The following is a 12,377-nucleotide window of genomic DNA, read 5'->3' on the forward strand; positions in this document are numbered from 1 at the left end:
TTAGCCCTTTATTTTGGGCGTTTTTTGGGTTTTCACTACCTCGTAGGGGTATGGCGAACCATATAAGATATAGTTAAGCCTCAAAGTTTATTTATCTTAGGATATAAAAAGTAAAAACACTCAAAATGTCGCAGTGAGCTATTCCCACAAAGATCAATTTGAGCTTATGTTAACTATCTAGTTAAAAATTAGTGTATTTTAATATCAAATTCACGTCTCTCTCGTAGTCCTTATATTTCTGATAATTTTTCAATAAACATCATAATTTGAGAAGCAGTCATTAGGTACGGTTTAAACTCATTCGTAGCTGAGTACTTCAGAACATATTCTTGATTCTGGTCGCTGATCGTTAAATATTTCATTGACCATGTATTCCAACGTCGCTCGTCTACCTCGCGACACTCAATAATATCCAAATTGAAATGTCGTTTGTCGTTAATCAACTTGCTTAATAGGTCATTAATTACAGGTCTTGCGCCTTCAATAACTTGGATGAAATAGTTTTCATTAATCACTAACGCTCCAGTAATACCTTTGCGTTCATTGTTCCTTTGCGCTTGTTCAAGAATGCGTGCTACTTCGACATTTGCATTTTCAGTGTTATAGCGGCTAACATAAGTTAAACGCAGAATTATATGTTCGCCTTGATGCATGTCTAAATTATTTTTCTCTCGAAGCTCGGTTGGATTTAGCTCCATATTTTACTCCATCTAATAAAAGGTTATTTTGTTTGATTATTAAATATTACTACCAAAATTGGGATTTTTAATTATAACTACAAAAATGAGGAAATAATGGTAGTAGCTATTACTATTTAGGACACGCGTCAAATGTAGCAGGCGTGTAGATATGCTGTACTATATAGGAATTTATATGTGTACATGTTTCATAAGAGTAAATTATCCCAACCAATGAAAATAAATAACTGTACGATTTAAAGCCATAAAACAGCATTTATGCGAGCACGAATAGTTCATGCCATGATAAGCCACTTATAAGGTGCTATTAATGGGAAATACAGATATAAAGGTCCGTTAATTAAATAAAAGCTAATATAGTTAAATCTTTTGAGTTGAATCACAGTTTTTTGTTGTCTATAGGGAGCATAATATTAACTTGTCTTAAAGAATAATTCTGATTATTCTTAGTTGAGGCTTATTCTTCGCATTAGACGATGCAGTAGCAAGAATAAGCGGACTTTCAAATAACTACAGGGAATGTATTATGTTAGGAAAAATGATGTATCAGCCATTGCTAATCAGTGGTCTGATCGAACACGCTGCCCGTTACCATGGCGATACGGCAGTTTTGTCCAAAGAAGTCGACGGACAGATGACACATACCGACTGGCGTACTGTCTCAGATAACTCAAAACGATTGGCCAATGCGTTGGCTACACTAGGACTTAAATCATCAGAACGCATAGCGACTTTGGCTTGGAATAATCGACGTCATTTAGAAGCTTGGTATGCGATTTCAGGCAGTGGTATGGTTTGCCATACTATCAATCCACGTTTGTTCCCCGAGCAGCTTAGCTACATTATTAACGACGCTGATGATCGTGTACTATTTTTTGATACTACTTTCCTACCGCTAATTATGGCAATCAAAGAGCATATCAAAGGTGTTGAACACTTCATTTGTTTAAGTGGTCGAGATGATAGTATCGTAGAAAAACTGCCTAATGTACTGTTCTTTGATGAGCTATTAGCAGAAAATTCTACTGACTTTGACTGGCCTCAATTCGATGAAGCGACAGCCAGCTCTTTATGCTACACATCAGGAACTACTGGTAACCCTAAAGGGATTTTATATACTCATCGCTCTTCTGTGCTACATGCAATGGCTTTATGCATGCCTGATGTCTCTGCTCTGTCTGCACAAGATGTTTTGTTACCCGTAGTGCCGATGTTCCATGTCAATGCGTGGGGCACACCTTACGCAGCTGCTTTGACTGGTTGCTCTCTCATACTTCCTGGTCCAAATCTCGATGGTGATAGCTTAGTATCTCTCATCGATGATTGTCATGTCACGGTTGCTTTAGGCGTTCCAACGATTTGGCAAAGTCTATTGACCGCTGCCAAAGCCAGAGGTAGCAAGCTTGATAGTATGACCCGTACCATCGTGGGTGGAGCAGCTTGCCCACCATCGGTAATCAAAACCTTCAGAGAAGATTTTAATTGCGACGCAATACATGGATGGGGTATGACAGAAACCAGTCCACTTGGCACGATGAATCAAATAAAAGCCAAGCATAAATCACTGAGTAAAGATGAGATTAACGAATTACGCAACTCTCAAGGTCGCCCACCTTATGGCGTTCAGCTACGCCTCATAGATACTGACGCGCCGCTACAGCGAGTCGAAGAAGATGGTATGTCTCAAGGTCGTCTACAGATTAAAGGGCACTGGATCATCAATGATTATTACACAGAGAATCCTGATGCGATAACTGAAGATGGTTGGTTCGACACAGGTGATATTGCAACCATTGATGCCGATGGCTATATGAATATCCGAGATCGCTCAAAAGATTTGATTAAATCTGGTGGGGAGTGGATATCATCAGTAGAGCTAGAGAACATCGCAGTCGCACATCCACAGATAAGAATGGCGGCCGCTATTGCTGCAAAGCATAAAAAATGGAGCGAACGTCCAGTACTGATTGTGGTTAAGGAGCCAGATTCAGAAATTGATGAGTCGCAAGTACTGAGCTTTTACGAAGGTAAAATCGCCAGCTGGCAAATACCAGATAAAGTCATATTTGTAGATAACATTGTGCTGAATGGTGCTGGAAAAATGGTGAAAAAAGATCTGCGTGATGACTATGGCAACGTATTGTTAGCTACTTAATAATGTATTTTAAGAATCCTTAATAATGCTATCCAAAAGCCTAGTATCAAAATTATTTTTGATATTAGGCTTTTGGTTTAAAAGGCTTAGAAAACTGTAGGATTAAAAAACCAACTATGGATAATATAATGGCAATTTCGTAACGGCTATAGGCAACTGAAATACCAATCGCTGCTGTATTCCATAATCCCGCAGCGGTGGCAGTGCCTTTGGCACCATCCTCATTTTTAAAAATAGCTCCTCCACCTATAAAACCCATACCAGTAATTATCCCATACATAATTCTAGCCTCAGCATCAGGCTCTGGGTATATATCCATGCCTACTAGCATAAAGGCACATGATGCAATGGTTACTAAAGGAAAGGTTCTGAGACCAGCGCCATTGTCCTCAAGCTCACGGTTAAGAGCAATTGGTAACGACAATATAAAGGCAATACCCAACTGCAAAGCATGGTATATAAAAATTTTTAGATTAATGTCAAAGTTAAACATAATGGCGGCTCAAAGAGTATTTAAAGTTATTCTCACGATAAAATATAGCGTAACTAAAAACAAAAGTATAATTAATTTAGTAAAGATGAATTTAATATGTTTCAATAAATTCAATGTATTATTTAAAATAATCAATAAATAATGGTTATAATTTAATGGTAATAGCGATAATTATAATAAACACTAACTTGCTAAAAATAATTAAACATAAGACATAATGTTGTTAAATTATTAATAATGCCATATAAACGAAAACACTCTATATACAGAAAATATCGGGTGAAATGTATTATATTATTTTTATCAGTCGGGTTTGGTTATGGCTGATACAAAGTCTCTAATAAAAGGATAGCTGTAATGGATACTCCGAATACTAATGAGCAAAGCATGGACACACAATATAAAAACAACCAAAAAATGGAAGGTGAAAATATGAACAATCAAGACATTAAAAACAAAGATATAGATAATCAGACGCTAAAAGGTGAGTGGAATCAGCTCAAAGGGACAGTAAAGCAAAAGTGGGCTGAATTAACCGATGATGATCTTACCCATATCGAAGGTGATCGTGACAGACTGGTCGGCCGTGTCCAAGAGCGTTATGGCCATTCGAGAGAAGATGCAGAGCGTGATGTGGATAATTGGCGTCGCGAAAACCAATACTAAACACCGTATTAGTTGGCATTTAACTAGTGGCTAATGCCCAAGCCACAAAGGGGTCATATACTGTGTATGTGGCCTCTTTTTATTTTTATCATGACAGAGTTTTAAGCAAAAAGAAGTTACGAGAAAAGAGATAAAAATACAGAGTGATTTCTATGTGACTGCTATTTTAGTTATGTGAGGATGTTTTAACTATGGGAGGAGAAGGCCATGTCAGATAGCTGTGTGAAACTTTTAGCAGATAAAAATTTAACGGTCATGTTTATTGAAAGCGCGACCGCAGGCTATCTTGCCCATCGTTTTTCTGTCAGTCCTTATTCAGGCGATGTACTGATAGGCGGATTGGTATGTTATGACGCGGTGATAAAACAGAATGTATTGAACATATCGAGCCAGCTAATTGATGAATATACGCCTGAATCCTTGGAGGTTACTCAAGAGCTCGTCAAGCAATCTCAAGTAAAATTTGAGGCAGATTTGCATGTGGCATGTACAGGGCTGTTAAAGCATGGAGGATCTGAGACTAAAGATAAACCAGTCGGAACGTTTTTTTATTGTATTGGCTATAAGGGCAAGGTGCACAGTTTCCGCAGCTTATGTAATGGACCATCCCAACAAAAATTGCGTAGCATCTATAGCCTAGTTTGTAAAAGTGTTATTGATGTGGTGAGTAATTATTAAGCGTTAGTTTACGATCTTATTATTGAGGGCTCTTGCCCAGCCTACAGTATTATGATGACAACGCTTACATGGACTGTTTAGGTCTGAGATACGATCAACGTAACCGCAGTGCATACAGGCATACCTATGCCCAAACTCTATAAATTGTGCTGGCTGAAACTCTTTAGGAAAAACTGGCAAACCGTATTGAGTCTCATCATCTGGAAATAACAACACGCTAAATTCCCCATCGGTTTCTAGTAATCCCATGTGCACTTGCCCTAAGTGACGTATACCTTGTTTGCGCATTTCAGTAAAGAACTCATCATGAGACATCCTGCCTTTTTTGACATCCTCCAACACCAATAAACCGTTTTCGACAATGTAAGTAGGTTTGCCTTCTAGTAGTAACTCAAAGGCTTTATGTTTGGAGGCAAGCCAAGTACATAATCTATAAAGCAACAGTACGATACTCATGATAAGTACCGCTTGGATTACGGGTAAGTCTTCAGTAAACATGGGGTCACCAGCGATAGAGCCGAGTGATAAGATAATGGTCAATTCAAAAATAGTCAGTTGCCGAACACCGCGCTTACCTGTAAATCTTAGGAATAAAATAACCAAACTGAACATGATAACGGTACGTATGGCTATTTCTGCTGCAAAAGACCATGTCGTATCGTAAATAAAGATACTTAACCAGTTCATTTTATTCTCCTATTATTATTCTTTAACCGTTTGTAGTGGTAGTAATGAAAACTTCTAGCTCTATAGTTTAGAGTAAATATAAAGCAGCTACTTAAATTTTAATAAATATAATAAAATAGAGTAATGTGATTTATTAAAATAATATATAAATAAAGGGAGGAATATAGTTAATTTTTTATTATATGTACATAATTACCCATTGTTATTTTTAGTACTCGAGAGGGAAAAGTGATATAAAAAATTATCAGTTTTTTATAAAAATGAAGGTTGGTCATGGATGGTATATTAATAGAGAGTTTGTAACTATTATATTAAAATCTGATTTTTAGATAAATATGTAAAAGAATATTTCTATTCATTATTAAGATTATTTTTATAAAACGCGCTGTCAGGACTAAATTCCGACTATGTTGATTACTATATTTTACTCGCCTACCCATTATTTGTTCACCATTTTATTAAGCATATGCGTCGTAATGTTATTAGCGCCATTATATACATGAAGATACTATCCTGCTGAATCACTTACTAAAAGAATAATGATAGCCCTGTTGCTTATGCCAGTCTTTTTATATTTTTTAATTGATACATCTAGTACAAAAGGTATTCAACACGCTAATTTTGTACTTTTAAATGATGGGAGGCTTACAGACGATACTAGGTTAAGAATTGATGAGCACATTGAGGTTTCTGACAAATATATTTTGTAGCGGCTTTGGGACTTAAAGGAATTGAGACAAAAAAAGAAAAAATCATCAAAGCAACGATTATAGAAGAGGGAAGTGATGAGACTTATAAGATGGTGTCTGTGCCCGAGAATATAGATAAACCTAGTAAAGGTGACGTCTTTTAATCCCAATTTTTCATAGACTTGAGCTGTAACAGATTTAATATGATGCTTACTAGCTGACTGTCTCAAGGTTTGCTAAAAATGCACCAAAACCTTCTTTTGCTCGAGCTTGCAATCGACTACTGGTCAGTACACGGACGCGATTGCTCCAAGTAATCGCATAGCATTGAGCTTCAAATCTATTTACAAGGTCTACGTCTTCATGACAAGCTAGTGCCGCAAAACCTCCACTAGCTAGGTATGCCTCTTTGCTAAAACTTAAATTTGCCCCATGAACATGACGATGCCCCATCTTATCTTGATAGTGAGCCATATAAGCTTTCTTTGTGTATAGGGATAAATGTGACCAATTATCAACAGTTACTACGCCGCAAATCATATCAGTTTTTTGATGGCGGATATGTTCAATTTGCTGTAATAACCAATCTGCAGAAACTGAAGAATCCGCATCGGTACAAGCGAGCCATGTTGCACCATTTACAATCGCGTGGCGGATGCCCAGATCCCTGACTTGTCCCACGCACTGATAATAACAGCATAAATAATCGACCCCTGCCGCTTGGACAATTCTCAATGTGTCATCAGTACAGCTATCTAGTACCACCAGTACAGAAGCAGTGAAAGTTGAAGGTAACTGATCGATTGCAATCTGTACAGACGCCAGGCACTGGGCGATAGTCTCTGCTTCATTATGAGCAGGAATTACAATACTAATTTTCATAATATCTACCAATCCCGATATAATTTACGATTCTTTCTGGTTTTCTATATTAGGTTTTCTTGCATAGCAACTGACGTGGAAGAACGTTGCCAAATATCTAATAAAAAATCGCTATCTATCATTTGGCTCTGATGATTGAAAGCGTGATGATTTTTTTCGTTTGCAACGCTAAAGGCTTGATGCAAACGTTGATGTACAACCTCACCTGTCATTGCAAAACCATCAATAGCATATCGCCAGTGGCAGCACAGCAGAGTGCCATTTAGAGTAAGATTGTGTAGTACCCAATTGATGACTGCATCGACATCTTTGGATGATAAATAGTATAAAATCTCACTAATAACGATTAAATCAAAGGGCGGTTGATTGATAGAATTATCTTCTGATGACAAACTTTTCTGTCCCACTAGTTCCTTTAAAGAAAATAGTTTCTCGGGAACAATGCCCTGTATGACTTTAGCATGAGGTAGTGCTGCTAAACGCTCTTTAGCAAGTTTCACTGCTTGATGGTTGCCATCGATACTGATTAAATCCTGACAACGATGCGCCAATAACTCGCTTAGTACGCCATTACCGCAGCCCAATTCAATCGCACGTTCATAGTGTGGTTGGGGTAGTAGAGCCAAGCAAGTATTACGTTTTCGTTCTTCGTACCAACGAGTTTGATATTGCCATGGGTCAGTATTGTCATTATATAATTTGTCAAAATATGAATCCGAATAGGCGCTGTACTGACTTGAATTAGCCAAGCTGTCTTTAGAGGTATGGTTCATATATATAAACTTCCCAAGGTTGGCTGATTCGAGTAATCGTTTGCTTAGTTAGAATAGGCGAGTTGCCTGTACTTACATCTTCAGTGGTTTGGCTTTTAAAGCAGTGGATAGCTTGGATTTTTTTCTCTAATTGCTCAGGCGTTAAGTCCACTCTCACAGTATGGTGCCAAGGGATTCGACTGTCATCAGGTTTTGCCCAATGCCACGCCCAGATCAGTACTTGATAACAGAGCAGGTAGTGGTGCTTGGCAAATGAGGTGACCACTTGCCCTGTAGCTTCATGGTCAGGATGCCCATCATGTGTGAAAGTCGTGACTAAAATGTCATCAGGTTGGAGGATGCTTGCTAATTTCTGATAAAAGAGAGCTTGTTGCGCGAATACATCGCCATCTGTTAAGTTTAAAGCAAGTGTCGTAACCTGGTGGTTCACGCTCAATGCTTTTAGAGCTTCAACACTTTCTTTTGGACGGATAATGTTCAGCTGTTCTGGAGAGTAAATCTTCGAGTTTGGATGACTTTGGGTACCATTAGTCACGTGGATGAGGACTATAGGGTTACCATTATCTGCTAATTGCTGTAATAATCCGCCACAGCCTAATATCTCATCATCAGGATGCGGTGCAAAGATACAGACGCGTTGATGTGAGCCGAAGCTGGTCTGAATATTCAATGGAGGCAATTTTTGTAATCCCGTCCAGTTTTGCCATGTGTCTGAGCTGGTACCAGCACCTTCAATAATACGGTCCCCTACGATCGGATGAGCGTGACGAAGAAGGGTAGTAGACTTGACGTTACTATCTTTGGGGATAAGCTTTGTACTCTGATCTGATGTTATAGTTGCCATACGTTTGCCTGCCCATGAGTCGAATGACTGTGTAAAAAGTTGGTCAACTCACCAATTTTTTGTAAGTCGAAAGCACCATGACTCTGACGAATAAACACAGGAAGATCTGCGGACAATTGTGCAAAATGAGCATTATGGCAAAATGGTGCGGCTCCTAATGCTTGACCCACTACCTCTACTGTGTAGCGCGCGACTTTTTCAATTTGAGCTCTCAATTGACGTATAGTAAGCTCATGGCAAAGCGATGGCTCTGTGTCTATTAGATCGGCGACGTAATAAAGATATTGTTGAGTAACTGCTAATGCAGTGCTAACTTCACCTAAATACATTGCTTTATAGTCATTCGGCTTTTGCTGATAAGCAGTGGTCAAATAGCTTGCTAGGCAAGCTGCTGCGCCATACCAACACGCAGCAACCCCTGCAGCCCCGTGCCAAAACCCTGCACGTTCTAGATAGGCATTCTCTTTTCCAACTAAACTTGCTGATACACCACAAAACTTCACAGTAGCTGTATCTGTGGCTTGCATACCTACTGCCTGCCACTCACTACTATTAATTTCAATACCTGCCTGATGCATGTCTATAATTGCTAGTTGTGATTGATTGTTGCTATTAAGATAAGTAACGAGGGCATAATCTACCATGCTAGCTCCTGAACACCATGCTTTGTGACCAATGGCTTTTCCTTGTTCATAACGTAGCGGGTCGGGATGGCCTTCTGCTGCCCAAACGGCCCATAAACCTTTGACTACTTTACTATATCCAATTTCATGCAGAATACTTAAAGCATCTAAATGCGACTCGAACCATTTAGCAATCGTTAGATCAATACTTGCAGCATATGCCAAAACTTGCCAACGGATTAAAGTATTTGAAAGCCTACTATGCTCAGCCATACCGCTTGCTGGATGAGGGATATTTTCGCTATAACTCACCAATGTTTTTAAAATTTCGTAGCGTAACGTATCGCTTAGACTAAGCGTACTCATCGCTTGGTTGTCAGTAGCTATTATTCTATCGACAGCGACTTTAATATCTTTCAATAAGTCATTTTTTATATTTGTCGATCGCATGAGAGTCTCCTAGTTATCGTTATGAGTCAGACATGTGAATATTGACGGGCTCCATGCTACTTATTTGACTGCTGCTTTCGTTGTATAAATCATCCAAAAAACTCTGCTGCCAAATCTGCAAACTATCTTTTTGTAGCCCTTGCAGTAACGACCGGTAACGAGACTGACGCTCTTCCAATGGCATCTTGAGGGCCGTTCGCAAGCCTGTTAGCATACTGTCTGAGTTATTAGGATCTATAATGACAGCGTCTTGCATTTGCTCAGCTGCTCCAGCATAACGCGAGAGTAATAACACACCAGGATTATCAGGATTTTGGGCAGCAACATACTCTTTAGCAACTAAGTTCATGCCATCTTTAAGTGAGTTCACCCAACCGACATCACTTTGCCAAAACATCGTCATTAATTTCTCATGGCTCAATACGGTTTCGCTATAATTAATGGCTTGCCAAGCGTTCTTCTCAGATGAGTATTGCTGATTAATTTTATGAACCTTCTTTTTGACATCATTATAGAGACTTTGATATGTCGGCAAATCTAAGCGACTAGGACAGGCGACTTGTAATAACTGCAAACGGTTTTGATATGATGGATGTTGCGCCAGAAAATCGCCATATGCTGCAAAGCGTTTTAACAGTCCTTTTGAATAATCTATCCTATCTACTGCAATGATCTGTTGGAAGGTATGCTCTGTATTTTGATTAGAGTTGGTAGAACCCAACGAAGACTCTAAAGGTAAGTGGCTAACTTGTTTTTGAATTTGTGCCACATTGATACCTATTGGATAAGCACCCACTATTAAAGAGTGCTGAGATTTCAGCGCTAAATTGAGCGTCATTTTTGCTCTAGTACAGGTATAGGGCGGAGCAAAATTTTGCTTCATATCTAACACATTTATCGGCGCGCTTGCTACAAGCTGGTCGTGTATAAAATGATCTTTCAAATAATACTGCAAGACATTCAAGCAATTATTTCTATCTCGCTGAGTTTGCGTACCTACTAGATCATAATGAGCCAAATGATGCACAATCTCACGGCTTTGTTTGAGCGTTTTCCAAAATTGTAATGAGGCAAAGGGGATATGTAAGAAAAATCCGATACGATTAAAGATGCCTAACTGTCTACAATGATATGCCACGCTTAAAAAATGATAATCATGTACCCAAATTACATCATCAGGCTCAATAATCCTTTCTAGTTGTTTAGCGAACAGATGGTTTACCGCTTGATAGCCTGCGTAATCTTGGGGTTTCTGACTGATTAGGTCGGTTCGTTCGTGTAGTAACGGCCACAAAACATTGTTAGCGAAACCACAGTAAAATTGATTATATTGTTCACTGGTAAGAGCGGTGGTCATATAAGTAATACAAGTGTCTTTACCTGTCAAATCGGTTTGCTTGTTGCTAAATGAATTAGTAGGACCGCTATCATGACTATGGTTTTCAACGACCTTGCCATTCCACCCCATCCAAACCACTGAACTCCCTATTAAGACATTTTGTAGTGCTACTGCGAGACCGCCAGCCATCGGTTTATTATCAGGGAGCTTAACTCGATTTGATAATACAATTAAGCGACTCATAGCATTGACCTTAATTTTTTCTCAATAGTGAGAATTAACGTTTGTTGGTCCAGATGGCGACACACCGCGTTTCCGGCAAAAACTTAGCAGATTACGGAGTAAATCTGTTACTTCATTAATATCATTGACATAATAATGAGCACAGGTTGATTCCCCTCCCACTTTAATACCTAGCCCTTTTAGTGGTTGGTCTAAGCCCTTAGCTAGCTTGTCTAAACCTTGTATGGCTTTAAAACCCGCTTCATCAGTAATATCATCACCAATAAAAATGGCACAAGCATTGTTACTAGCCTTGTCTATTATTTTGTCTAATAGATATAGAATAGCAGTTCCTTTATTTATACCTTTTGGTGTCGCTTCCCAAACATACTTGCCGGGCGTCAATACCCAGGCAGGATGATTTTTTAACACTTTTTTCATAATGGCATGAGCCTCATCAGCCAAAACTGGATTTTTTCTGAAGTGTAAAGCGACGGAATAAGGTTTACTTTCTATGAAGAAGTCGTCATAGACAGTACAAGAGCGGAGGATATCTTGCTTTATTTTATCTAGCTCTAAGGTATCAATAGAAAGCGTATTTACATCATTCAGATCTTCATCTTGATTCAAACTACTATCCAATGCTATTTCTAGACCGTGAGTTGCTGCAATTGGTAACGATAAGGGCGACAGCATTTTTTTGGCTTCTGTAAGGCTACGACCAGTTACTACAGCGATATTCATGCCATGGTCTTGCAACGCCTGTAAAAGATCTAAGGTAGTGCGGGGAATAATACTGTCATTAGGATTTATGGTGAAATTTGAAAGTGTGCCATCTATATCTAAAAATAAATAGTAATCTTGCCGATGGCTTAGATAGTCAGCAAAATTGTTCGGTCGAATGTATATAGGTCGTTTACTCATATTAAAAGTAGCCCATACTTGTATGATATTTAAAAAAGTATTGTTTTTTATATAGTATTTCTGCTTTACTGCATTATAAAAAAATTTTTATAAAATAAACTAAAGTCTATAAATCGTAATAAGATTGCCATAAAATTAATGGCGTTCTGGTAGTAATAATAAGTAATTTATTATGGTTTATGTAATTGATTAAATATTGTGAAAATTAAAAGATATTGATTAAGCAGTGTTTTACAAAGATAAAAGTACTTGGT

General features: G+C 38.4%; 12 protein-coding genes. 3 read left to right on the forward strand and 9 right to left on the reverse strand.

Annotated features, from left to right (window positions below; all coding sequences use genetic code 11):
* Positions 1-230: 230 nt before the first annotated feature.
* Positions 231-698 carry a BLUF domain-containing protein gene (locus DXK30_RS05640; RefSeq protein ID WP_114700863.1) on the reverse strand — a complete coding sequence of 156 codons (468 nt, stop codon included), beginning with the start codon at positions 696-698 and terminating at the stop codon, positions 231-233.
* 526 nt (positions 699-1,224) lie between these two features.
* Between DXK30_RS05640 and DXK30_RS05645 the strand changes: the two genes are divergently transcribed.
* Positions 1,225-2,853: a long-chain-fatty-acid--CoA ligase gene (locus tag DXK30_RS05645; RefSeq protein WP_114700864.1), complete on the forward strand. Its 1,629-nt coding sequence runs from the start codon at positions 1,225-1,227 to the stop codon at positions 2,851-2,853.
* A gap of 64 nt (positions 2,854-2,917) precedes the next feature.
* Here the strand turns inward: DXK30_RS05645 and DXK30_RS05650 are convergent, their stop codons facing one another.
* Positions 2,918-3,346 carry an MgtC/SapB family protein gene (locus DXK30_RS05650; RefSeq protein WP_114700865.1) on the reverse strand — a complete coding sequence of 143 codons (429 nt, stop codon included), beginning with the start codon at positions 3,344-3,346 and terminating at the stop codon, positions 2,918-2,920.
* A gap of 357 nt (positions 3,347-3,703) precedes the next feature.
* Here DXK30_RS05650 and DXK30_RS05655 point away from each other — a divergent pair, with 357 nt between their 5' ends.
* The gene (locus tag DXK30_RS05655; protein WP_449314284.1) at positions 3,704-4,012 is read left to right on the forward strand and encodes a CsbD family protein; all 309 of its coding nucleotides are present in this window, start codon (positions 3,704-3,706) and stop codon (positions 4,010-4,012) included.
* A 207-nt stretch (positions 4,013-4,219) separates the two neighbouring features.
* The gene (locus DXK30_RS05660) at positions 4,220-4,690 is read left to right on the forward strand and encodes a CinA family protein (RefSeq protein WP_114700866.1); all 471 of its coding nucleotides are present in this window, start codon (positions 4,220-4,222) and stop codon (positions 4,688-4,690) included.
* Between the two features lie 3 nt (positions 4,691-4,693).
* Here the strand turns inward: DXK30_RS05660 and DXK30_RS05665 are convergent, their stop codons facing one another.
* From DXK30_RS05665 to otsB, 7 genes are all read right to left on the reverse strand, one after another.
* Positions 4,694-5,377: a DUF421 domain-containing protein gene (locus tag DXK30_RS05665; RefSeq protein ID WP_114700867.1), complete on the reverse strand. Its 684-nt coding sequence runs from the start codon at positions 5,375-5,377 to the stop codon at positions 4,694-4,696.
* Positions 5,378-6,279: 902 nt separating this feature from the next.
* Positions 6,280-6,948 carry a glycosyltransferase gene (locus tag DXK30_RS05670; protein WP_114700868.1) on the reverse strand — a complete coding sequence of 223 codons (669 nt, stop codon included), beginning with the start codon at positions 6,946-6,948 and terminating at the stop codon, positions 6,280-6,282.
* 44 nt (positions 6,949-6,992) lie between these two features.
* Positions 6,993-7,721 (reverse strand): class I SAM-dependent DNA methyltransferase, encoded by a 729-nt coding sequence (locus DXK30_RS05675; protein ID WP_114700869.1) that lies wholly within the window; start codon positions 7,719-7,721, stop codon positions 6,993-6,995.
* Positions 7,705-8,565, reverse strand: a complete 861-nt coding sequence (locus DXK30_RS05680) for a PIG-L deacetylase family protein (protein WP_114700870.1) — start codon at positions 8,563-8,565, stop codon at positions 7,705-7,707. The genes DXK30_RS05675 and DXK30_RS05680 overlap by 17 nt, the downstream gene beginning before the upstream one ends.
* A complete protein-coding gene (locus tag DXK30_RS05685; protein ID WP_201508060.1) occupies positions 8,553-9,638 on the reverse strand; it encodes an acyl-CoA dehydrogenase family protein in 1,086 nt (361 codons plus the stop codon). The genes DXK30_RS05680 and DXK30_RS05685 overlap by 13 nt, the downstream gene beginning before the upstream one ends.
* A 19-nt stretch (positions 9,639-9,657) precedes the next feature.
* Positions 9,658-11,220, reverse strand: coding sequence for an alpha,alpha-trehalose-phosphate synthase (UDP-forming) (locus DXK30_RS05690; RefSeq protein ID WP_114700871.1), 1,563 nt, complete (start codon positions 11,218-11,220; stop codon positions 9,658-9,660).
* A gap of 21 nt (positions 11,221-11,241) precedes the next feature.
* Entirely contained in the window at positions 11,242-12,123 is an 882-nt protein-coding gene (gene otsB, locus DXK30_RS05695; protein WP_114700872.1) for a trehalose-phosphatase, read from the reverse strand.
* Positions 12,124-12,377: the final 254 nt, after the last annotated feature.

The organism is Psychrobacter proteolyticus (assembly GCF_003350005.1).
In the GTDB taxonomy this organism is placed as follows: Bacteria; Pseudomonadota; Gammaproteobacteria; order Pseudomonadales; family Moraxellaceae; genus Psychrobacter; species Psychrobacter proteolyticus.